At 67.3% G+C, this 23,336-nt stretch carries 19 protein-coding genes; 11 read left to right on the top strand and 8 right to left on the bottom strand.

The genetic code is table 11. From position 1 onward, the window contains the following. Nucleotides 1-53: 53 nt before the first annotated feature. Nucleotides 54-3,305, top strand: a complete 3,252-nt coding sequence (locus OIM94_RS05955; protein WP_264609179.1) for a glycosyl hydrolase — start codon at nt 54-56, stop codon at nt 3,303-3,305. An 11-nt stretch (nt 3,306-3,316) separates the two neighbouring features. On the opposite strand, the gene OIM94_RS05950 is transcribed toward OIM94_RS05955, so the two are convergent. The 4 genes from OIM94_RS05950 to OIM94_RS05935 form a co-directional block, all read right to left on the bottom strand. Continuing rightward, nucleotides 3,317-4,222 carry a LysR family transcriptional regulator gene (locus OIM94_RS05950; RefSeq protein WP_264609178.1) on the bottom strand — a complete coding sequence of 302 codons (906 nt, stop codon included), beginning with the start codon at nt 4,220-4,222 and terminating at the stop codon, nt 3,317-3,319. Between the two features lie 78 nt (nt 4,223-4,300). Then, complete coding sequence (locus OIM94_RS05945; RefSeq protein ID WP_264609177.1) at nt 4,301-5,935, bottom strand: GMC family oxidoreductase; 1,635 nt, start codon at nt 5,933-5,935, stop codon at nt 4,301-4,303. Nucleotides 5,936-5,948: 13 nt separating this feature from the next. After that, complete coding sequence (locus OIM94_RS05940; protein WP_264609176.1) at nt 5,949-7,151, bottom strand: MFS transporter; 1,203 nt, start codon at nt 7,149-7,151, stop codon at nt 5,949-5,951. After that, nucleotides 7,148-8,287 carry a Gfo/Idh/MocA family protein gene (locus OIM94_RS05935; RefSeq protein ID WP_264609175.1) on the bottom strand — a complete coding sequence of 380 codons (1,140 nt, stop codon included), beginning with the start codon at nt 8,285-8,287 and terminating at the stop codon, nt 7,148-7,150. The genes OIM94_RS05940 and OIM94_RS05935 overlap by 4 nt, the downstream gene beginning before the upstream one ends. Before the next feature lie 477 nt (nt 8,288-8,764). Here OIM94_RS05935 and OIM94_RS05930 point away from each other — a divergent pair, with 477 nt between their 5' ends. From OIM94_RS05930 to OIM94_RS05895, 8 genes are all read left to right on the top strand, one after another. Next, entirely contained in the window at nt 8,765-9,781 is a 1,017-nt protein-coding gene (locus OIM94_RS05930) for a sugar phosphate isomerase/epimerase family protein (RefSeq protein ID WP_264609174.1), read from the top strand. Further along, a complete protein-coding gene (locus tag OIM94_RS05925; protein WP_264609173.1) occupies nt 9,781-10,212 on the top strand; it encodes a DUF6379 domain-containing protein in 432 nt (143 codons plus the stop codon). Before OIM94_RS05930 ends, OIM94_RS05925 begins: the two co-directional genes overlap by 1 nt. A gap of 142 nt (nt 10,213-10,354) precedes the next feature. Further along, the gene (locus OIM94_RS05920; RefSeq protein WP_264609172.1) at nt 10,355-12,727 is read left to right on the top strand and encodes a TonB-dependent receptor; all 2,373 of its coding nucleotides are present in this window, start codon (nt 10,355-10,357) and stop codon (nt 12,725-12,727) included. A gap of 53 nt (nt 12,728-12,780) precedes the next feature. Continuing rightward, nucleotides 12,781-13,683 (top strand): alpha/beta hydrolase, encoded by a 903-nt coding sequence (locus OIM94_RS05915; RefSeq protein ID WP_264609171.1) that lies wholly within the window; start codon nt 12,781-12,783, stop codon nt 13,681-13,683. 17 nt (nt 13,684-13,700) lie between these two features. After that, on the top strand, nt 13,701-15,017 hold the full coding sequence (locus OIM94_RS05910) for a glycoside hydrolase family 1 protein (protein ID WP_264609170.1): 1,317 nt from the start codon (nt 13,701-13,703) through the stop codon (nt 15,015-15,017). Between the two features lie 40 nt (nt 15,018-15,057). Continuing rightward, the gene (locus OIM94_RS05905; protein ID WP_264609169.1) at nt 15,058-16,704 is read left to right on the top strand and encodes a family 43 glycosylhydrolase; all 1,647 of its coding nucleotides are present in this window, start codon (nt 15,058-15,060) and stop codon (nt 16,702-16,704) included. Nucleotides 16,705-17,358: 654 nt separating this feature from the next. After that, nucleotides 17,359-18,189, top strand: coding sequence for an SDR family oxidoreductase (locus OIM94_RS05900; protein WP_264609168.1), 831 nt, complete (start codon nt 17,359-17,361; stop codon nt 18,187-18,189). Nucleotides 18,190-18,239: 50 nt separating this feature from the next. Beyond that, nucleotides 18,240-18,425: a hypothetical protein gene (locus OIM94_RS05895; RefSeq protein WP_413716381.1), complete on the top strand. Its 186-nt coding sequence runs from the start codon at nt 18,240-18,242 to the stop codon at nt 18,423-18,425. A gap of 53 nt (nt 18,426-18,478) precedes the next feature. On the opposite strand, the gene OIM94_RS05890 is transcribed toward OIM94_RS05895, so the two are convergent. From OIM94_RS05890 to OIM94_RS05875, 4 genes are all read right to left on the bottom strand, one after another. Next, nucleotides 18,479-19,156, bottom strand: coding sequence for a type 1 glutamine amidotransferase domain-containing protein (locus OIM94_RS05890; protein ID WP_264609167.1), 678 nt, complete (start codon nt 19,154-19,156; stop codon nt 18,479-18,481). A gap of 53 nt (nt 19,157-19,209) precedes the next feature. Further along, the gene (locus tag OIM94_RS05885) at nt 19,210-19,740 is read right to left on the bottom strand and encodes an aldehyde dehydrogenase family protein (RefSeq protein WP_264609166.1); all 531 of its coding nucleotides are present in this window, start codon (nt 19,738-19,740) and stop codon (nt 19,210-19,212) included. Between the two features lie 280 nt (nt 19,741-20,020). Then, complete coding sequence (locus tag OIM94_RS05880) at nt 20,021-20,833, bottom strand: oxidoreductase (protein ID WP_264609165.1); 813 nt, start codon at nt 20,831-20,833, stop codon at nt 20,021-20,023. Between the two features lie 29 nt (nt 20,834-20,862). Further along, nucleotides 20,863-21,639, bottom strand: coding sequence for an SDR family NAD(P)-dependent oxidoreductase (locus OIM94_RS05875; protein ID WP_264609164.1), 777 nt, complete (start codon nt 21,637-21,639; stop codon nt 20,863-20,865). Nucleotides 21,640-21,747: 108 nt separating this feature from the next. Here OIM94_RS05875 and OIM94_RS05870 point away from each other — a divergent pair, with 108 nt between their 5' ends. Together OIM94_RS05870 and OIM94_RS05865 are read left to right on the top strand one after the other, a co-directional pair. Continuing rightward, entirely contained in the window at nt 21,748-22,305 is a 558-nt protein-coding gene (locus tag OIM94_RS05870) for a TetR/AcrR family transcriptional regulator (RefSeq protein ID WP_264609163.1), read from the top strand. Between the two features lie 44 nt (nt 22,306-22,349). Further along, nucleotides 22,350-23,303, top strand: a complete 954-nt coding sequence (locus OIM94_RS05865) for a carbon-nitrogen hydrolase family protein (RefSeq protein ID WP_264609162.1) — start codon at nt 22,350-22,352, stop codon at nt 23,301-23,303. Nucleotides 23,304-23,336 lie beyond the last annotated feature (33 nt).

Here is a 23,336-nt window from a genome sequence, read left to right as displayed (position 1 = left end):
TGGCAGACAGTCCCTGCAAGGCGCACAACGCGTCGGAGAGGGATGTCGCGACCGTGGAACTGAAGTTGCGTGCGAAGGCGGCGCTGACCAGCACCGTGGCCAGCGTGATGCTGGCGCCAGGCCTTGCTGTCGCCCAACAGCAGGCGGACCCATTGGCGGCCGGGTTTCGCACGCCGCCGACGGAAGCCAGGCCCTTTGTCTGGTGGCACTGGATGAACGGCAACGTCACCGCCGATGGCGCCGAGCGCGACCTCGAATGGATGGTGCGGGCGGGCATCGGTGGGGTGCAGCTGTTCGAGGGGAACCTCGCCACGCCACAGACCGTGCCCGATCGCCTGGCATGGGGCAGCGCGGGATGGGCTGCCGCGCTGCGTCGCAGTGCCGATCGTGCGGCCCGGCTGGGGCTGCGCTTCGGCATCGCCTCGTCTCCCGGCTGGAGCAGCAGTGGCGCGCCGTTCGTGACGCCCGACCAGGCGATGAAGAAACTGGTGTGGAGCGAGACGCGGATTGTCGGCGGTCGCGCTTTCCATCGCCGGCTGGCGTTGCCGCCGGCCGTTGCCGGACCCTATCAGGACATCGCCGGCGCAGCGGCGGTCGCACCGTTCTACCGCGACGTCCGGGTACTCGCGCTGCCCGAGACCGAGGATCGGCTGCGGCCCCTCGCGGCGCGGTCGACGGGCAGCGCGGTGCGCCCGGCGCTGCTGTCCGATGGCACCTTTGGTGCCTCCATCGCGGTGCCTTTGGCATCCGGCACGCGCGAGGCGTTGCTCGTGCAGGACTTCGGGCGCAGCGTCACGGCGCGCGCGGTGACGCTCGGTTTGCCGGGGCGTCGCGGCTTCGGCGCGCCGCCGCCGGCCGATGCGGTGCTGGAGGCGAGCGACGACGGGCGCAACTATCGCCGCGTCGCTGCGCTTCCGGCGGGCGGGGCGCAGGTGCGCACCGCCGCCTTTCCTCCCGTCCACGCCCGCTATTTCCGGGTGCGGCTGACGATCCCGGCGGATGCCGGCGGGCCGCCGGTGGCACCCGGCGTCACGCCGTTGCCGGCGCCGTCTCCACCCGTCAGCGTCGCCCTCTCCGAATTCGCGCTGTTCGCGCATGGCCGGGTGGAGCATGCCGCCGAGAAAGCGGGATTTGCGGCGGCGGAGCGCTATGCGGCGATGCCCACGGACGGGCGTGCCGCGGATGCACCGATCGTGAAGGCCAAGGTGACCGACCTCACCCGGCGCCTCCGACCGGACGGCACGCTCGACTGGCGACCGCCGCCGGGCCACTGGACGATCCTCCGGTTCGGCTATGCCCTGACCGGCCAGCAGAACGGCCCCGCGCCTGCGGAGGCGACTGGGCTGGAAGTCGACAAGCTCGATGCCGATGCGGTGCGCGGCTACGCGCAGACCTATCTCGATACCTATGGGCAGGCGGTAGGGGCTGCGCGGCTTGCGGCGTTGCTCAGCGACAGCATCGAGGCTGGCCCACAGAACTGGACGCCGGCGATGATCGACGCCTTCCGCCAGGCGCGCGGCTATGATCCGGTGCCGTGGCTGCCGGCGCTGACCGGCCGTATCGTGGAGAGCGCCGAGAAGACGGACCGCTTCCTCTGGGATTTTCGCCAGACCATCGCCGAGCTGCTCGCCCGCAATCATTATGGCGCGCTGGCGGCGGCGGCGCGGGCGCGGGGCATGACCTATTATGCCGAGGCACTGGAGGATCATCGCCCGCAACTGGGGGACGATCTGGCGATGCGCGCGGCGGCGGACGTGCCGATGGGGGCGATCTGGACCGTGCCGCCCGGCGCCGCGCCGCGGCAGACCTTCGTTGCCGATCTGCAGGGTGCCGCCTCGGTCGCGCACGTCGCCGGCAAGCCGCTGGTCGCGGCGGAGACCTTCACGGCGTTCGGCAGCCCCTGGGGATTTGCACCGCGGGACCTCAAGGCGACCGCCGACTGGGCCTTCGCGCTGGGCGTCAACCGGATCATGATCCACACCTCGCCGCACCAGCCGACCGAGGACAGGCCCGGCCTGTCGCTGGCGCCGCTGCTCGGCCAGTATTTCAGCCGGCATGAGACTTGGGCCGAGATGGCGCGCGGCTGGACCGACTATCTCGCGCGCGCCTCCTATCTGCTTCAGCAGGGCAGGCCGGTGGCGGATATCGCCTATTTCGCGGGCGAAGAAGCGCCGATCACCGGGCTCTATGGCGAGACGCCGGTGCCGGTTCCCGAAGGCTATGGCTTCGACTTTGTAAGCCGAGACGTTGTGCTGGACGGGTTGTCGGTGGCGCCGGACGGCACGCTGCAAACGCAGGGCGGTGCCCGCTATGCGCTGCTCGAACTGGGCGGCGACAGCGAAAGCGGCATGACGCTGGCCGTGCTGGAGCGGATCGCCGCACTTGTCGATCATGGGGCCACGGTGGTGGGCCCGCGTCCCAAGGCTTCGCCCAGCCTGGCCGATGATCCCGGCCGGGTTGCCGCTATCATCGGCCGCCTTTGGGGAGGGCAGGGAGCCGGCCATGTCTGGACCGATCGTGCGGCAGCGCTCGAGGCCAAGGGTATGCGGCGCGACTGGGAGATGCCGGGCGTTGCAGATACTGAACTGGGCGTCAGTCATCGTCAGCTCGGCGCCGGCCATCTCTGGTTTGTCGCCAACCATGGCGCCACGCCCGTCCAGGGCGAGATGGCGTTCCGCGTCACGGGCTTGGTTCCGGAACTATGGTTCGCGGACACGGGCGAGATCCGGCCTACCGGCTATCGGATGGAAGACGGTCGCACCTTCGTCCCGCTTGCGCTGGAAGCAACCGGATCCGTCTTCGTCGTGTTCCGCCGCGCGACGACGGATGTCGCTGCTTCGGTGCCCGAGCGCCGATGGGAGCAGGCACTTGCGATCGACGGCAGCTGGGAGGTGACGTTCCCGGGTGTCGGCACGTTGCCGCTTTCGACGGGCTCCTGGACCAAGGCAGACGCGCCGGCGCTCCGTCATTTCTCCGGCGTCGCCGTCTACCGTCGCACGCTCGACGTGCCCGCTGCGCTGGCGACCAGTGCCAGGTTGATGCTCGACCTGGGCGAGGTGCGCGAGGTCGCGCGGGTGCGGATCAACGGCGTGGATGCGGGCATCTCCTGGAAGCCGCCCTTCCGGGTCGACGTAACGGGTATGCTGCGCGCAGGTTGGAACCGCGTTGAGGTGGAGGTCGCCAATCTATGGGTGAACCATCTGATCGGCGCGGCCAAGGGCGGGCCTGGGGATGTGTACCGCCCGGATGCGCCGCTGCGCGAATCCGGGCTGATCGGGCCAGTGCGGATCCTCACCACGCCTTGAGGGCGCGCGCGTTACATCAGCACGGCCGGTTCGCGCAGCCGCTCGATCATCCAGCGGAGGCCCTCGTCGTTCTTCCGGCTGCTGTGATACTGGATCATCTCGCGCATCGGCTGGAACGGGAAGGGGATCGGCGCGGTCCGCAGCGGCAGGGCGGGGACGACGCGCTGCGCCAGCCGCTCCTGCATCAGCGCCAGCCGCTGCGAGCCGACCAGCAGCCAGGGCAGGGTGGTGAAGGACGGCGCCTCCACCTCGATCCGCCGCTCGATCCCCAGCAGGCGGACCTGGCGATCGGCGAAGGACAGGTCGCGCGGGCCGCCGAACCGCACCACCACATGGCCGGCATTGCTGAAATCTTCCAGCGTCAGCACATCCTCGAACAGCGGGTTCTCCGCCCAGCCGACCACGACATAGCGTTCCTCGCACAGCAACTCGCTCGGATGATCGGCGAAGATGAATTGCTCGGGGGCGACGAACAGGTCGGCGCGGCCCTCGCGCAGCTCGATGCCCGTATCCGGGCTCGGCAGCGTGATCTCCAGCCGGATGCCGGGGGCGGTGGCCGCCAGCGTCTGCAACGCCGGCGCGAGGACCGCGGTCATCACATAATCGGAGAGAATGAGCCGGAAGCGGCGCTGGCTGGTGGCGGGATCGAACCGGCCCGAGGTGACCAGCATCGATTCCACGGCATGCAGGCATTCGCGCACCTGCGGCACCAGCGCCTCGGCATAGGCGGTGGGGTACATGCGCTTACCCTGTGCCACGAGCAACTCGTCGCCGAAAAAGTCGCGCAACCGGGTGAGCGCCGCGCTCATCGCCGGCTGGCTGAGATTCATCTGCCGGGCCGCCGCGGAGACGCTGCGCGTATCGAGCAGCACGTCGAGCGCGCCCAACAGGTTCAGATCCAGGCCCTTGAACCGCATCGTATTCCTCTCCGGCGGGCGCTTTTTGGCCCTTTCTATCGATGCTATCGATGGATTGCGGGTGCTGCAATCACCGGATCAGCGGGCATTGTCTTCCAGGATCAGTTCGGCGGCACGCCAGCCGATCACCATTGCCGGACCGTTGGTGTTGCCCGCGGGCTGGACCGGCATCACCGAACAGTCGGCGACCCGCAGACCCTGGATGCCGTGGACGCGCAGGCGGCCGTCCACCACGCCGGTCTCGGGCGACCCCATCCGGCAGGTGCCGGTGGAGTGGAGACCCGGGCTGGCCAGCCACTCCATCTGCTTGGCGATATCCTCATCGCTCTGGAAGCGCTCGCCCGGCACCCGCTCCTCGCCGACAAAGTCCTTCAGCGCGGGCTGGCGCATGTAGCGGCGGGCGAGGCGAACCATCTTGACGAGGAAGGCCTTGTCGGCGGGATCGCCCCACCAATTGGCATGCACGTCGATTGGATCGGCAACGTCCGCCGAGCGGATCGCGACGGTGCCGCGGCTTTTCGGGCGGAGGGCGATACCGTTTACGCTGATGCCGGGCTGGTCCTCCAGCGCGCCGCGGCCGGGATCGGCCTTGATCTCCTCGGTGGTGCGCAGCGAATAGGGGCCGACGCCGAACTGCGCGTCCGGCCATTCGGGCGACGAGTCGACCGAGAGCAGCGCGGTCACCTCGGGCGAGGTATAGGCCATCATGCCGGTGCGGGTGAGGTAATAGCGCAGCACATGGCTGGTCAGCCGCCAGCCCGAGAACTCCCGGTTGACGCCCGGATCCTTGTGCAGCCGCCAGGACATGGTGAACATCAGATGGTCGGCGAGATTGCGGCCGACCTGCGCCAGCGGCTGGACGACCGGTACGCCCGCGCTTTCCAGCACCTCGGTGGGGCCGATGCCGGAAAGCTGGAGCAGCTTGGGGCTTTGCAGTGCGCCGGCCGAGAGGATCACCTCGCGCGTCGCGGCGATGGAATGGCTGCCCTGGGCGGTGCGGACCTGCACGCCGGTGGCCCGGCCATTCGCGATCGTCACCCGCTCGACCAGCGTGTCGAGCAGGACGGTGAGGTTCGGGCGGCGCATCGCCGGCTTCAGAAAGGCCTGGTAGCTGGACGCGCGACGGCCCCGGCGCGAAACGGTCGCCTGGGTATAGCCGATGCGCGGACCCTCCGGCGCGTTGATGTCCTCCACCGCGCGCAGCCCCAGCTGCGTGCCGGCCTCGATCGCCGCGCCGATCGCCGGCGAGCGGAAGGGCAGGCGGGTGATCTGCAGCGGCCCGTTGTGTCCGCGCCCGGCACCGGCACCGGGGCCGCGATAGCTCTCCATCGCCTGAAAGCAGCGCTGGATCTCGCCCCAGCGCCAGTCCGGAAAGCCCATTGCCGCCCAGCCGTCATAGTCGGCGGGCTCGCCGCGCAGATACCAAGTGCCGTTGGTCGAGCTCGAACCGCCCAGGCCGCGGCCATAGGACCAGGTCTCACCGGACGGGCGGCCTTCCTGCTCGGTGATCGGGAAATGCCAGAAATAGGTAGGATTGCCGAACATTTTCATGAAGGCGCGCGGCATGTTGACCAGTTCGGTCTCGTTGTCGCCGCCGGCCTCGATCAGCAGCACGCGCGTGTGGCCGTCGGCGCTCAGCCGGTCGGCGAGCACGCAGCCCGCCGAGCCTGCGCCCACCACGATATAGTCGAAGCTCTTGGTCGTGTCGGTCATAGCTGGGGTCTCGTCAGTGGCGGGCGGCGCTGGTGCGGAAGAACAGCGCCGAGACTAGGGAAAGCACGAGGGTGATCGCGGCGAACAGCAGCAGCGCGTGGTCGAGGCTGCCGACCGCGCCCTGGCCCAGGCCGACCAGCGGCGGGCAGACGAATAGCCCGGCGAAGAAAGCGGTCGCCCAGATGCCCATGCCGCGGCCGCGCTGCTCGAGCGGCAGCATCGCCTGGCCCCAGGCCATCAGCGCCGGGATCACCAGCCCCGATCCGAACTGCTGGATCGCCGCGCCCGCCACGGCCAGCGGATAGTGGGTGGCGAGGCCGATCATGGTCAGGCCGATCGCGGTGAGGATCCCGGCCAGACCGAGCAACACGCCCACCGGCTGGGCATGGATCCGCCGATAGAGGAATGCGCCGGCGATATAGGCGAGCGAGGTACACGCCTGGACCAGCCCGACCGCGGTCGAAGAGCCGACGCCCTTCGCCATCAGCACGCTCGCGACGTGGAGCGGCTCGACATAATAGAGGATCGAGGTCGCCATGGTGACCGCGCCGATGATCAGCGCCGGGCCCCAGGGAAAGCCGAGGGGCGCTGCCTTGCCGGTGTCGCGACGCGCCGGTTCGTCGATGTAAAGCAGCGCGAGCAGCAGCGTGGGGATCGCGAGGGCGTAGATGGCGAAGGGGCCGCGCCAGCTGAGGTCGGCCAGCGCGCCGCCCGCCGCGACCAGCAGGGTGCCTGCGATCGAGATCGAGACACCCACCCAGGAAACCCAGCGATGGCGCTGCGATCCGAAATAGTCGCCGATCAGCGCGCTTGAATTAGTGACGATCACCGCTTCGGCGAGCCCAAGGACGCCGCGGCTCGCCACCACCAGATACAGGTCGCTCAGCACCAGCGGCGCGAGACCGGCCAGGGCATAGACGGCCAGCGCCAGCAGGAAGCTCGGGCGGCGGCCGAACCGATCTGCAATCGCTCCGGCGAAGGGTGCGAAGAGCGCGACGCAGAGCGACGGCATGGTGACGATCATCGGCACCAGCAGCCCGGCCTGCGGATGGCCGCCGAACTGGGCGAACAGGCGCGGGATCGCCGGGAACAGCGAGACCACCGCCATGACCGGCAGGATCTGGGCAGCGATGAGCGTGATGCCCTTGCCGGCCTCGCCGCGGATTGGCGCGGCGGCGGCAACGGGAGTCGGAACAGGAGAGGCGATGCTGGTCATGCGAATTCCCTCGCTGGTTCAAGCGGCACCCAGCCGCGTTCGTCGCGGCTCGCCGCCACCGCCTGCTCGATAAAGCGCATCGAGCGGATGCCTTCCTCGATTCCCGGTAGGTCCGGCGCCGGCTTGCCGCGCAGGCGGCGGCCAAAGTCGCGGTAGAGATTGGCGAAGGCCTCGAGATAGCCTTCGGGATGCCCGGCCGGCAGCCGGGTGACGGCGCTCGCCGCCGGCAGCAATCCGGCGCCGCCCGCGGTGAGGATCTCGGTGCGGCCGGACAGATGGTGGACCAGCAGCTGGTTCGGCGTCTCCTGCCGCCACGCGATCGCGGCCTTGTCGCCATACACGCGCAGCGTCAGCCCGTTGGCCTCGCCGATCGCGATCTGCGACGCGAGCAGCACCCCGCGCGCACCGCCCGTAAAGCGCAGCAGCACGCTGCAATCGTCGTCGAGCGCGCGGCCGGGCACGATCGCGGCGAGATCAGCATTGATCGCCTCGACCGGCAGGCCGGTGACGAATTCGGCAAGGTGGAAGGCATGGACGCCGATATCGCCGATCGCGCCGCCCACGCCGGACTTGCCGGCATCGGTGCGCCACTCGGCCTGCTTGTTGCCCGCGCGCTCGATCGGCGCGGCAAGCCAGCCCTGGAGATATTCGACCATCACCTTGCGCACCGTGCCGATGCCGCCAGCAGCGATCAGTGCGCGGGCGTGCCGCACCAGCGGGTAGCCGCTATAGGTGTAGCTCAGCGCGTAGGGCCGTTCGGCGCCGCGCACGGCGTCGGCCAGCTCCAGCGATTGGGCGAGGGTGGCGGTCGGCGGCTTGTCGCTCATCACCGCGATTCCCGCCGCGAGCGCGGCACGGGCGATCGGCAGATGGGTGTCGTTGGGGGTCGCGATCGTCAGGAAATCGATGCCGTCCGGGCGCACGCGCTCTTGCTCGATCAGTGCGGCCCAGCTCGGATAGCTGCGCTCCGGCGCGACGCCGTACGCCTTGCCGGCCTGCCGGGACTTCTCGGGTGCGCGGCTGAAGGCGCCGGCAACCAGTTCGATGTCGTTGTCGAGGGTCGCGGCAATGCGGTGTACCGGGCCGATAAACGCGCCCGGTCCTCCCCCGATCAGCCCCATGCGCAGCCGGCGCATCAGGCAGCCCCCTCAGATGAACACAGCCCCGACAAGGGGGGGCGCAACGGGCATCGGCGCATGGCCTCTCCTCTACAGCCGAGCCTCTTCCCGGGCTCGCGATTGTTGTGCCGTCTGCGGGCCGATTTTAGAAATCTATTGTGTGGATCGAAGATGATCCAGAAAACGGATATGTAAAGCGTTGCCAATCAAGTTTTTGGATAGTTATCCATCAAAACAATCGATTTTTGGGATTTGGTAATCGGCGCATACACATTGGGCAAGAAGCGGCAGGCATGTTCTAGCATGGACCCAATAGCCGCTCGGCAGTGAGAGGAGCTTCGAAGTGCTTCACACGACCCTGCGTGTCCAGACTCCGCCCGTCGCGACCGTTCATCCGGCGACGGCCCAGATACCCGTCCAAGCCGATCCGCGCGCTTGGGCCCTCGCCATGGCGCAGGGCGTCGCCCTGTGCCGCCTGTAATCCACGGAGCCATCGTGTCCAAAATCCAGCGGGGCGTGAGCCTCTACAGCTACCAGGAAGAGATGTTCCTCGGCCAGATGACGGTGGAGGACGCCGTCGCCCACGCCGTGTCGCTCGGTGCACGGGGCATCGAGATCCTGCCAGAGCAGAACATGCCAACCTTCCCGAACATCGATGATGCGGAAGTTGCCCGCTGGCAGGACCTGCTCGCCAGGCACGGTGCGCATTTCACCTGCTACGACATGTTCCTCGATACCAAGCTCCGCAAGGGCGAGTTGCTCTCCGATGAGGAGCAAGTCGCCAGCATCCGGCGCGATCTCATGCTGTGCAACCGGCTGGGCATCCGGAACATGCGCGTGCTGGTGTTCGTGCGCCCCGACATCCTCGAGGCTTGCGTTCCGTATGCCGAGGAGCTGGACGTTCACATGGGCGTGGAGGTCCATGCGCCCTGGCATCTCGAACATGCCTGGATCCTGCGCACGATAGAGGTCGCGGATCGGCTGAACACGCGGCATCTCGGCATCCTGCCCGACATGGGCATCTTCATGAAGCACTATCCGCCCGCCTTCCGCGCCCGCTTCGAGCGTCAGGGCGCGCGGCCGGAGATCACCCAGTTCATCGTCGACCACCACGAGGAAAAGGTGATGGCCGAATACACGATCTACGAAGTCGCGGTGAAGCGGGGCGGCAACAAGGCCGAGATCGCGATGGCCGAGACGCTGCGCCACGCGCCTTATGCCAATCCTAAGCGGCTCAAGGATTATGCCCCGTATTTCCGGCACATCCAGGCCAAGTTCTACGAGATGCGCGAGGACTATACCGACCCGGCCATCGCCTATGACGAGGTGATCCCGGCGCTGGTGCAGTGCGGTTGGGAAGGCACGCTGTCCAGCGAATATGAAGGCAACCGCTGGATCCAGGACGTAATGGCCGTGGACAGCCGCGAACAGGTCCGCCGCCAGCACGTGATGTTCGATCGCCTGATCGCGCAGGCCGAAGCCGCGCTCGGCGCCGAGAAGGAACCCGCCTGATGTTCGATAAATATCTGATCCAGGCCGAAACCCTGCGCAACACCGGGCCTGCCGATGCGCCGACGGGCTTCGCCTTCGAGGCCAAGCTCGGCTACTATCGGGGCATCGGCCTGTCGATGATCGAGAAGCTCGACGTGTCGATCGACGGCAATCTGCTGCCGCGCGAGGCGGTGCGGTTCGACGAGGGACCGGGTCCGCTCACCCTCGACGAGATGGAAGCCGCTTACGACCGGCGCTGGCCGTTCGGCGCCACCGCGACGATCCTGGTCGATCATGCCGGCGGCTTTCCGGCGGGCGAACACGCGCTTTCGCTCACCGAGCAACTGCGCGTCTCTTACCTGCCCTTCCCGTCGATCAATAGCGACACCAAGCAGGTCGCGATGGCAGCTGCAGTGGACGACGCCCCCGCCAACACGATCTTGGAGGACTGACTGTCCCTGTAACCGGGGTGCCGAGCCCCAGGGTAGCTTCCACCAAGCACCCACTCTCGGCGCAAGAGGCCGGAGCGGACCGCATGAGAACGGGCGCCCGGCCGGTGAGGCAACCAACCACCAGCGGTGGGGAGGAGAGTTCATGAAGGTACAGAAGATTCTGCTGGCGAGCACCGTGCTCGCCGGCATGACCCCGATCGCCGCGCTGGCCCAGACCGTCGCGCCGGAGACACAAGCACCGGCGGCGCAGGACGACAGCGCGGTGGGCGAGATCATCGTCACCGCGCAGCGCCGCAGCGAGAATGTGCTGAAGGTGCCGCTGAGCGTCACGGTGGTCGGTGCAGAGGAATTAGCCCAGCGCGGCGCAAACGACCTGACCGCGGTCACCAAGCTCGCTCCCAGCCTGCAGGTGGCACAGGATAATACGTTCGCGGTGCGCGGCGTCGGCACCGGCACCTTCGCGACCACCGTCGAAGCGAGCGTTTCGCAGGTGCTCGACGACGTGGTGATCGGCAACAAGGAGTTTGCCGCCAACGCCTTTTACGATGTGTCGCGCGTCGAGGTGCTGAACGGGCCGCAGGGGCTGCTGTTCGGCAAGAACGCCTCTGCCGGCCTCGTCAACATCACCACCAACCGGCCGGTGCTGGGGCAGACCAGCGTCTCCGGCGATGTGGAGGCGGTGCAGCGCGACCGTCCGGTGAAGGAGGGGCAGGGCATCCAAGTCCGTTCGACGCTGAACCTGCCGATCGGCAGCAACAGCGCCTTGCGCCTCAACGCCATCTACAGCGGCCAGGATTCGGTGACCTACCCGACGGTCAACAGCGCCGTGCGCAACGACTTCGGCCTGCGCAACCTGGGCCTGCGCGGCAAATTCCTGTTCGAGCCGACCGACGCGCTCTCCATTTACATCATCGGCGAATATAATCGGCAGCGCGGCATTTCCGGCCGGTATGATATCACCTTCCGCCAGTTCGGTGCCGGTAGCGCCTATACCGGTGCGGGGCTTCCTGCGGGTGCAGATAACCTCCGATACAGTGCCGACGCGCCGAACTACCGCGATGCGGATACGGGCGGCCTGCAGGCCAACATCAGTTATTCGCTGCCGAACGGGATGGAGCTGTCCAGCATCACGGCCTGGAAGAACGCGGTGGTTTCCTACCAGTTCGATTCAGACAACACGCCGACCAATTTCTTCAACACCAACTATAGCCGGCAGGTCTACAACCAGCTGTCGCAGGAGCTGCGGCTTGCGCTCCCTGAAGGCAATAGGGTGTCGGGCCAGTTCGGCCTCTATTATTACCGATCGGTGGGCTCGGTGGTGGGCGCGCGAGGCGGCAATAACGGCTTCCCCGGCTTCCTGTTGCCGACCTTCCCGTTCTGCGTCGGCGCCACCCAGCTCGGCGCGCCGCCGGCCGCCTGCCCGGTCAGCAATGCCAGCTTCCTCGGCCAGGATTATAAGTACAATCTCAAGCAGAACAGCTATGCCGGATTTGGCCAGTTGAGCTACCATGTCACCGACACGCTGAAGCTCAATGCAGGCGGTCGCGTTACCTATGACAAGGGTTCGATCGACCTGCTCGAGAATGTCGGCAAGTATTTCGTGACGCTGGGCGTGCCGAACAATCGTAGCGTCGAGTCCACCGACGCGACCAACTTCAGCTTCAAGGTGGGCGCCGACTGGCAGGTAACGCCCTCCACCATGCTCTACGGCTTCTATGGCCAGGGCTATAAGGGGCCTGGCTTCTCCAACACCTCGCCCGCGCCCGGCGCCAAACTGGCGGTGAAGCCCGAGATTTCGCGTGGCGGGGAAATCGGCATCAAGGGCAGGCTCGCCGATGGCCGGATCACCTACTCGGTGTCGGCCTTCTACACGCGGTTTAGCGATCTCCAGGTCCAGTCTTGGATCACGTCGCTACGCACCTTCGTGCTGAGCAACGCGGCGACGGCAACGACCCAGGGCGTCGACGTCTCGTTCCAGGCGCGGCCCACCACGCGGCTCACCCTCTCGGGCTCGGCATCCTATGTCGACGCCAAGTTCGACGATTTTCCCGGCGCGCAATGCTATACGGGCCAGACCAGCAACGGTTGCCGTGCCGATCTGCGCTCGGACGCCCCCGGCTATGTCGGCACGTTCAACGCGGCGGGATACCAGCTCCCGCTATCGGCGAAGTTCACCGCCACGCTGGGCGCCGACTACAGCCAACCGCTGACCGAGAAGCTCGATGCCCAGTTCGGCATCGGCTATTATCATCGCTCGCCCCAGTCCTCGGCCATCGGTGCGCCCTTCTTCATTCCCACCTGGGATACGTTCGACCTGCGCCTCGGGCTGAAGGCCAAGCATTGGTCGGCGGGCATCTTCTGCAAGAACTGCACGAACGAGATCCGCCCCATCTCGATCGGATCCGATGGCGGCGACGCAAACCCGGTCCAGGGCCCACCGGTGCTGACGCTCAACCAGCGCTTCAGCTACGACTCCGTCCGCACGATCGGTCTGCGGCTCGGCTTCGACTTCTGAGCGAAAGCGAGGGGGCGGCCCGGCCGCTCCCTCCGGACATCAAGGGGCTCCCGATGCGTATTTCCATCCTGTTGGCAGGGCTGCTGACGACGGTCATGCTGACGCCCGTCGCCCATGGGCAGTCCGAAATTGCCGCCGTTGCGGAAGCTGCGCCCAAGCAGCCCGACGCGATCCCGCTTCCCGCGCCGGACCAGCCCGATCGGGAGGTTTGGCATCGTAGCGCCGGTCTGCTGGCGGTCCGCAACGTCACCCACCCCTCGCTCACCGTCTTCCGGGCGAGCGGCAAGGCCAGTGGCACCGCAGTGATCGTGGCACCCGGCGGCGCCTTTCTGGGGCTCGAGATGGACAAGGAGGGCTGGGACGTCGCCAAGCGCCTCGCCAGCCACGGCATCACCGCCTTCGTGCTGAAATATCGCACGCTGCCGACGCCGGCCGACCAGAAGCTGTTTCTGGCCGAACTGACCAAGATGATCCAGGGCCAGAAGGCCGTCTTCGCCCCGCCCGCCGACACGCCCCCCGAAGCGCTGGCCGACGGCATCGCCGCGCTGCGCTTTGTCCGCGCGCATGCCGGCGACTACGGCATCGATCCGCACCGAGTAGGCTTTATGGGCTTCTCCGCCGGCGGGTTCCTCGCGCGCACCCTGGTCGAGAAGGGCGGTGCCGAACGTCCGGACTTCGTCGCACCGATCTACCCCAACATGGGGTCGATGCAGGTGCCGGCCGATGCGCCGCCGATGTTCGTGGCCGTCGCCGCCGACGACTTCCTGCTGAACCGCGAGCAGGGGCTGCCGCTGGTCGAGGCCTATCGCGCGGCCAAGCGACCGCTGGAGTTTCACCTGTTCGCCGATGGCGGGCACGGTTTCGGCGCGGGCAAGCCCGGCACCGCTACGGCGCGCTGGCTCGATCAGTTCCTTCTGTGGCTTGATGTCACGGGTCTGACGGGCCGGGCGAAATGATGCTCGGAGATCCTGTGATGGCGCGCTTGAACCGCCGGCAACTGCTGGCCGCCTCCGCGGCAGGCGTCGCGGCGGTCCGCCCGATGGCGGCAGCGGCGGAAGGGACCGGCAAGGCCTTTCCCAAGGGATTCCTCTGGGGCGCCGCAACCGCCGGGCATCAGGTCGAGGGCAACAACGTCAACGCCGACCAGTGGCTGCTGGAAACCACCGCGCCGCGCCTGCCGGCCACGCCCTCGGGCGATGCGTGCAACAGCTTCGCGCTGTGGCGTGAGGACCTCGACCTCGTACGGCGGCTGGGCCTGAACACCTACCGCTTCTCGATCGAGTGGCCGCGGATCGAGCCGGTGCCCGGCGAATTCTCGATCGCGATGCTCGACCATTACAAGGCAATGATCGACGGCTGCCTCGCGCGCGGGCTGGCGCCGGTGGTGACGCTCTGCCACTTCACCACGCCGCGCTGGTTCGCGGCGCGTGGCGGCTGGACCGACGGTGGTGCACCGGCACTGTTTGCCCGCTATTGCGAACGGGCGATCCGGCATCTGGGCGACGGCATCCGCTATTGCACCACCTTCAACGAGCCGAATGGCGGGCCGCTTCTGCAGACAGTGCTGCCGCCGCCGTTCTTCGGCGCACTCCGGGCGAGCCTCGCGGCCTGCGCCAAGGCCAGCGGGACCGCGAAGTTCGCGGTCGGCAACACGGTGCTGCCGGAGGATGTCGAGGCGACGACGCGCAACATGCTCGCGGCGCATCGGTTGGGCCGGCAGGCGATCAAGGCGCTGCGCCCGAACCTGCCGGTGGGTGTCACGCTGGCACTAGTCGACGATCAGGCGGTGGGCCCGGACAGCATGCGTGACGTGCATCGCGAGCGGGTCTACGGCGCCTGGCTACGCAGTGCGCAGGGCGACGAGTATGTCGGCGTGCAGAACTATGAACGCGCCGTGTGGGACGCCAAGGGAAGGCTGCCGACACCCAAGGGGGTGCCGACCAATGTCGCCGGCAGCGAGATCTATCCCGCCTCGCTGGCCAATGCCGTGCGCTATGTGCATGCCGAGACCAAGGTCCCGATCCTGGTGACCGAGCACGGCGTGTCAACCACCGACGATCGCCAGCGCGCGAGCCTGATCCCTGCCGCACTGGCGCACTTGCGCGCCGCCATGGCGGAGGGGGTACCCATACTCGGCTACATCCATTGGTCGCTGCTCGACAATTACGAATGGGGCGGCGACGAGCGGGCCCGCTTCGGGCTGGTGGAAGTCGATCGCACCAGCTTCCGGCGCACCCCAAAACCGAGCGCGTTCGTGTTGGGGAAGATTGCCCAGCAGAACATGGTTTGAGCGGCCGATACTCCAGCACGTATCTTGTCAGGAGCCACGCATGAACAGCCGCCGCGATCTTCTAAAGGTTTCCGCGCTTTCCATGGTGCTGGGGAGCGTGCGCGCCCAGGCGCAGGACACCGCGCCGGCATCTGGCGCCAAGCCTCCGCGGGAAGACGCGTGCGGACAGCCGCACGCGCAGTGGGCACGCGGCATCGAAGGGCAGCGCAAGGCCGATCTGGGCGACGGGCGCTATCTCAACCCCGTGCTGTCGGGTGATTATCCGGATCCGTCCGTGCTGAAGGACGGCGACGAATATTACCTTACCCACTCCTCTTTTGATTCGGCGCCGGGGCTGCTGATCTGGCATTCCCGGGATCTGGTGAACTGGCGCCCGCTCGCCCCCGCGCTTGCCAAGCCGCTGGGTACCGGCTTTGCCGTCGATATCGCCAAGCATGGCGGCCGCTATTTCATCTACGTTCCGTTCATGCGTGCGCCCTGGTCGAATGATCTCAAGAGCTTTGCGAACATCTTTGTTATCTATGCCGATTCGATAGCGGGGCCGTGGAGCGAGCCGATCGACATGGGGATCGGCGGGCTGATCGATCCCGGCCATGTCGTCGGCGAGGACGGGCATCGCTACCTGTTCTTCAACGGAGGGAAGCGCGTGCGGCTGTCGCCGGACGGCCTTTCGACAGCCGGGCCGATCGAGGATGCCTACACCGCCTGGCGCTATCCAGACGACTGGATCACCGAGGCCTATTCGCCGGAAGGACCCAAGCTGTTCCGGCGGGGGGACTATTTCTACCTGGTGAACGCGGTGGGTGGTACCGCCGGCCCTGCGACTGGGCACATGGTGGTCGCGGCGCGCTCCAGGTCCATCCATGGTCCTTGGGAAAACTGCCCGCACAACCCGATTGTCCGCACCCGATCCGGGGACGAACGCTGGTGGTCGCGTGGGCACGCCACGTGCGTCGAGGGCCCGAACGGGCAATGGTTCATGGTCTATCATGGGTTCGAGAAGGACTATCTGACGCTGGGTCGCCAGACGCTGCTCGAGCCGATCGAATGGACCGCCGACGGTTGGTTCCGCGCCGCCGGCGGAGACTTGTCGCAGCCGCTGCGCAAGCCCGGCGGCACGGCGGTGCCGCATGGCATCGCCCGCTCTTCGGACTTCGCCAAGGCGGACATGGGGCGCCTCTGGAGCCTCTATGCAAGCGCACCAGACGCGCCGAACCGCCTTCGGTTCGAGCCCGGCGCGGTGATCTTGAAGGCGCAGGGCAAGGGCCCGCAGGACGGATCGGTGCTGACGCAGCAGGTGGGTGACCGCGCGTTCGAGATCAGCGTGGAACTGGAGCTGCGCGGCGCGAGCGAGGGCGGTCTGCTGCTCTTCTTTAACAACCGGCTGTTCTTGGGCATGGGCGTCGATGGAAGCCGGATGGTCAGCTACCGGGGCGGCAAGGCATCCTATTGGCAGGAACCTGCACCACCGGCGCGTAAAATGCACCTGCGCATCGTCAACGATCATCAGATTGTGACCCAATATTACAGCCTTGATGAAAATAATTGGTCCCGGCATGAGGTGCGCAGCCAAGTCGAAGGCTATACTGCCAACACCATGGATGATCTGCTAAGCTTGAGGCCCGCGTTATTCGCTTCTGGCGATGGCGAGGTTGCTTTCCGGCAATTTCGCTACCGAGCCTTGTGATTTGAAGGGGCTGTCTGCAGCTAGCGGCCGACTTTTGAGTACGGACGTGTGGCCACGATCGCGCCCCGACTGGCTCCGGAGAGGAAAGCGCGTTTCGCAGCGACCAAATCTGCCCCCGCAACCAATCCATACAGAAAAGCCAGCAGGGACGCCGCGAACTGACCGCTACGGCCGGGGGAAGGTTCCGCTCTCCTCGATTAGCCGGGCAATAGGTTCAAGCAGAGTTTAGCGGCCAATTGCCTGTCGCTTACAGCCTCAATCTGCCGATCGCGGCATCGTCGCGATGCCCAATCCAGTTCGAAACGAGCGGATGGGAAAGAACTTCGCCATTTTCCACTTCGATCTGGTCGGCGGCGCTCAGAAAAAGATTCCCGGCTAGACCAAGCGCAGAGCAGCATTTCCGACCACCGCGATCTGGCAAAGGTACCGTGGCTCGGCACCCGGAACATCTGACCCTCCGCAACCGGTCCGTCGACCGCGTCCAGGAAAGGCCGGCCACTTTGCCCGTACCCAGCCGCAGGCCTGTTGCGGGCCTGATTGATCAAGCCACGGTATAAGCGCAAGTCGATTTGGCCGGCTAATTCCGCACTGGTATCTCGCCTAGAAGCGCTGCAGTTCAAGGCCGCGTCGCGGCATGCAGGAGGACTTCCCGCTATGAAGGACGTTATCGCAGTCGTTGGTGCGGGGCCGTTGGGGCTCGCGATCGCGCGGCGGGTCGGCGCAGGCAAGCAGGTGCTGCTGGCCGACGTCCACGAGGAAACGGCCCATGCCGCAGTCGAGCAGTTTCTCGACGCCGGCTTCGATGCCATACCGGCAGTGGTCGATATCAGCACGCGGTCGTCGATCGCGGCGCTGGTGGAGCGGGCGGCGGGACTGGGCCCGGTCAGCGGCCTGATCCACGCAGCCGGCGTCTCTCCCTCGATGGCGACTGCCGAGGCCATCCTGAAGGTCGATCTCTATGGCACTGCCGTGCTGCTCGAGACCTTTGGCGATGTCATTGCCAAAGGCGGATCGGGCGTGGTGATCGCCTCGCAATCCGGGCATCGCCTGGGTGCGTTGACTGCCGAGGACGATGCCGCGCTGGCGACCTTGCCCGCCGAGGACCTGCTCGCCCTGCCGCTGCTGCAGGGGGTGACCGACACCCTCCACGCCTACCAGCTGTCGAAGCGCGCCAATGTGCTGCGGGTAAAGGGCGAGGCGCCTCGCTGGGGCAAGCGCGGTGCGCGGATCAACGCGATCAGCCCGGGGATCGTCATCACCCCGCTTGCGCGTCACGAGCTGACCGGGCCGCGCGCGAACTATTACAATCGCATGATCCAGGGCTCGCCGGTGGGTCGTGCGGGCACGCCGGACGAAGTGGGCGCCGTGGGCGCGATGCTGATGGGGCCGGATGGGGCTTTCATCACCGGCAGCGACGTGCTGATGGACGGCGGGGTCACCGCCTCCTGGTTCTACGGAGACCTCAAGCCCGAACGCGTGCCGTGAGAGCCGGAGCTCTTGCCCTTGGGGGTGGTGTCATACAGACTCTGGCGACGATGCCGCTCTTCGATGCCGGGCGGAACCTGGGCAACCTGCGCCATGCCCGGGCGACGCGTGACGCGATTCTGGCCAACTATGAGAAAGCAATCCAGACGGCGTTTCGCGACGTCGCCGATGCAATTGCTCGCGAGGCGACGATCGACGACCAGTTGACCGCGTCGGGCGGCAGCATCGATCGCTGACCAAAAGAAGTGCCGGGGCGGCGTGGACTGGCGTCCGCGCCGCCCCCTTTTTGTCAGCGCAACTGCTCGATCAGCGCCTTGGCGACCGCTTCGGAGCTGGCCGGGTTCTGGCCGGTGATCAGCTTGCCGTCGGTGACGAGGAACGGCGCCCAGTCGGGGCCCTTCTCATAGGCCGCGCCCAGCTGCTGGAACTCGTCCTCGATCAGGAAGGGCACCACGTCGGTCAGTTCGACGGCGGCTTCCTCGGAATTGGTGAAGCCGGTGACGCGGCGGCCCTGAACCAGCGGCGCGCCATCGGCTGCCTTGACGTGGCGCAGCACGCCGGGCGCGTGGCAAACGAAGCCGATCGGCTTGCCGGCGCGCTCGAAGCTCTCGATCAGCCGGATCGAGGTTTCGGATTCTGCCAAGTCCCACAGCGGGCCATGGCCGCCCGGATAAAAGACGGTGTCGAAATCGGCCTGGTCGACGGTGTCGAGCTTCACCGTGTTGGCCAGCACCGCCTGGGCGGCCGGATCGGCCTTGAAGCGGTGGGTCAGCTCGGTCTGGAAGTCGGGCAGGTCGCTCTTGGGGTCGAGCGGCGGCTGGCCGCCAGCGGGGGAGGCAAGCACCACCTCGGCACCGGCATCGGTGAACGCGTAATAGGGCGCGGCGAATTCCTCGAGCCAGAACCCGGTCTTCTTGCCGGTGTTGCCGAGTTCGTCGTGCGAGGTGAGTACCATCAGGATCTTCATCGTTCTTCTCCTCTTGCGGGAAGCGGCCGCGCGGTGCGGCCGCCCTTGTTGGTTCAGGCCTTGAGCATCGCGGTGAGCATGGCGAGCGTGTCGGCATAGGGGGTGCGCAGCCGCAGGTTGCTGGCGCCGTCGGGGCTCTGCACCACCACCGGCTTGGCGTGGCTGAAGCGTCGTAAGCCGTGGATGCCGTGATAGGCGCCCACGCCGGACGGCCCCACGCCGCCAAAGGGCAGGCTGTCGATCGAGACGTGGCACGTGATGTCGTTGATCACGAGCGCGCCCGAGGCCGTAACGGCGGCAAAGGCCTGCTGGCGCGCGGGATCGTCGCCGACATGATAGGCCGCCAGCGGACGCGGACGCGGATGCGCGTTGACATAAGCGGTCGCCTCGGTGGGATCGGCAACGCTGCGCAGCGGCAGGATCGGCCCGAAAATCTCTTCCTGCATTACCGTCATCCCGTCGTCGACGTCCAGCAGCAGAATCGGCGCGATCTTGCGCGCCGCGCGATCATAGGCCGGTTCGCCCGCCGGCGCGAGGCTGATCACCCGCGCGCCCTTGGCCTCGGCATCGGCGAGCAACGCCACCAGCCGGTTGAAATGCCGGTCGGCGATGATCGAGCTGTAATCGCATTGGCCTATAACGTCGGATAGCTGTCGGTGACGAAGGCGCGCCCGGTGGCGACGAACGTCTCAACCTTGTCGCCGGGCAGCACCACATAATCGGGCGATAGGCATATCTGCCCAGCGTTGAGCATCTCACCGGAATCGTGCGCTAGGCAAGCAGTTCGGACGTGCGCTCGGTAATTTCGGCCGCCTTGAGCAGCGCGACATTGTCCGCCGCGAACGTGAGCCGTGTCCGCAGCGATCAGGCCGGCAGCTGCATCTGCTTGCGCAGGCTCTTGTCGAATGCCGTGGCGGGGACGAAGCGGCGGAGCAGGCTGAGCGTGCGCGCCGCCTTGCCGGCCGGGGTGCGCAGCCGGGGGCGCGGGGCCCGTGCCGCCTCGAGCACGGCGGTAGCGACGATCTCGGGCGCGTCTCCCAGGGCAATGCTCCCGGTCCAGACCGCGTTCATCGCCTGGCGCGCGGCGGAGTAGGTATCGAGCGGCTGGTCGGGCTGGACCGCGTGCCCGTCAATGTCCGTCCGGGTGAATGCCGGTTCGACCAGCAGGACCCGGATGCCGAACGGCCGGACCTCATGGTCGAGCGATTCCGAATAGCCTTCGACGGCGTGCTTGCTCGCCGCATAGAAGGCGGCGAACGGGCTGGGCAGGAAGCCGACGACCGAGCTGATGTTGATGATGCGGCCGCCGCCCTGCTGGCGCAGGATCGGCAGCACGGCGTTGGTCATGCGGACGATCCCGAACAAGTTGAGGTCGAACAGTGCCTTGGCCTGCTCGATCGAGGATTCCTCGGCCGCCGCAATCAGCGCGCCGCCGGCATTGTTGATCAGCAGGTCGATGCGGCCGGCCTGTCGCAACACATCCTGCACCAGCGTCGCCACCGAGGCTGTATCGGTGACGTCGCACGGGAGCATGGTGACGCCGGGGGCACCGCTCGCGCCTGCCTTGCGGCTGGTGCCGAAGACGCGATAGCCGGCGGCTGCCAGCGATCGGGCGATCGCCAGCCCGATTCCGCCGCTGGCGCCGGTGACGATGGCGACCTGTTGTTGGTTGCTCATAGCGTTCTGTCCTTTGCCGGGGGAGGTGCTCAGCCGTGCCGGGCGTAGCGGGCGGCGGCGACGGCACCCAGGCCCGACGGCAGGGTAGCACGCGCGGTTTCGAGCGCGTTCCACAGCGCCACGTCGCCGAGCGGCGGGATCGTCACGGCCTCGCGCTGGTCGAAGCCGGACAGGGCGGCGTCGACCAGTTCCTCGACGCCCATCACATTGGGGATCTGGTCAACGTCAGCGCCAGCGCGTTCCCAGATTTCGGTGCGGGTGGCGGCGGGCAGCACCGCCTGGACGTACACGCCCTTCGGGTCGACTTCCGCCGCCAGGCCCTGCGACAGGGTCAGCACATAGGATTTGGTCGCCGCATAGATGCCCGGGAAGTATTGGGGCATCAGCGATACGACCGAGCCGAGGTTGACGATCGCGCCCGAACCGCGCGCGACCATCCCGCCCACGGCCGCCGCTGCCAGCATCGTCGGGGCCGTGACGTTGAGGCTGATCAACTCGGCCATTGCGGCGGGGTCGGCGGTCTCGACGCCGCCAAGCAGCGCGGCACCGGCATTGTTGATCAGCAGGTCAATCGGCGCGCCGCTGCGCAGGCGATCGCTGACCGCCGCGAGGTCGTCCGCCTTGGTCAGATCGGCCACCAGGATTTCGACGGCGATGCCGTTCGCTGTGCGCAGCTCGTTCGCGAGCGCATCCAGCCGCTCGGCGTTGCGGGCGACCAGTACGAGGTCATGGCCCCGGGCGGCGAGGCGGCGAGCATAGACGGCACCGATGCCGCTGGAGGCGCCGGTGATGAGAGCGGTGGACATGAACATTCTCCTGAGCAGAAGCGACTCGCTTCCATGTAGATGATGATCATCATCTATTTGCTTTGATGATGGTTGTCATCTACATTTTGGCGCAAGGAGTCCCGATCCATGGCAAGAACACGTCAGCAGAAAGAGGAAAGCCGCCAGGCGATCGTACGAACGGCCGCCAAGCTGTTCCGCGAAAAGGGATTTGATCGGGTCACCGTCGCCGAGGTAATGGAGGGGGCGGGGCTGACCCATGGCGGCTTTCCGCGCCATTTCGCCAGCAAGGACGATCTGGTGACCGCGGCGCTCGCGGATGTTTTCGAATCGAACGCGCGCGAGCCGCTGCTGCCGTCGGCCGATCTGGCGGCGTTCGTGCGCGGGTATCTCCATCCGGATCACCGCGATGCGCCTGGGGCGGGCTGCGTCTTCGCGGCGCTGGGGCCGGAGATGGCGCGCGCACCCGCCGCCACCCGTCGCCTGCTGACCGAGGCGATTGACCAGCAGATCGCCGCCTTCGCCGTGCACATGCCGGGCGAGGATTCCGACGCAAGGCGCCGCGAGGCGATCGCGGTCTGGTCCACGGCGATCGGTGCGCTGCTGCTGAGCCGGATCTCGGACTCGCCGGGCCTGTCCGACGAGATCCTGGCGGCCGGGCGGAGCGTGGCGGACCGGCTCGGCTAGAGCGGCCCTTTGCGCTTGCCCGAGCGGGGCGTAGAACTGTCGGCATGAGCAGATTGACTGTCGCCGCGCTCCAGATCGGCTCCGACGATGCGGGCAAGGCCGCGACCCTCCGCAATGTCCTGGCGTTCGAGCCGGCCATCGCCGCCTCGGGCGCGAAGCTGGTCGTGCTGCCCGAGGCGTTGCTGGGCGGCTATCCGAAGGGCGAGGATTTCGGCACCCGCCTCGGCTTCCGGATGCCCGAGGGGCGGGAGGCGTTCGCGCGTTACTATGAGAATGCGGTCGATCTGGACGGGCCGGAACTGGCGGCGCTGAGCGGGTTGAGCACCCGGACCGGCGCGACGCTCGTGCTGGGCGTGATCGAGCGTGCCGGATCGTCGCTGTTCTGCACCGCCGTGTTCATCGAACCCGGGCACGGTGTCGTCGCCAAGCACCGCAAGCTGATGCCGACCGGCACCGAGCGGCTGATCTGGGCGCAGGGCGACGGATCGACCATGCCGGTGGTGGAAAGTGTAGCCGGCAAGCTCGGCGCGGCGATCTGCTGGGAAAACCACATGCCGCTGTTCCGCACGGCCATGTATGCCAAGGGCGTCGAGATCTGGTGTGCCCCGACGGTGGACGAGCGCGACGTGTGGCGCAGCTCCATGCGGCATATCGCGCATGAGGGACGGTGCTTCGTCATCAGTTGCTGCCAGGTGCAGCCCTCGCCGGCGGAGTTGGGCCGGGCGGTAGAGCATTGGGACGCCGATCGGCCGCTGATCGGCGGCGGCAGCATGATCGTCGGTCCGCTCGGCGATGTGCTGGCCGGCCCGCTGGAGCGCGAGACGGGCCTGCTGACGGCGGAGATCGACACCGACGAACTGATCCGGGCGCGCTATGATCTCGATGTGGTCGGGCATTATGCGCGGCCCGATATCTTCCGCCTGCAGGTGGACGAGACGCCGCGAACGGGAACGGTGTTCACCACCGCCGAGGACAAGGCCCCGCCCGCCGCATCCTAGATGCGAAAAGGGCCGGCGGGGTGCCCGCCGGCC

The sequence above is a fragment of the Sphingomonas sp. R1 genome (assembly GCF_025960285.1).
Taxonomy (GTDB): domain Bacteria; phylum Pseudomonadota; class Alphaproteobacteria; order Sphingomonadales; family Sphingomonadaceae; genus Sphingomonas.
This window is presented reverse-complemented; position numbering and strand designations above follow the sequence as displayed.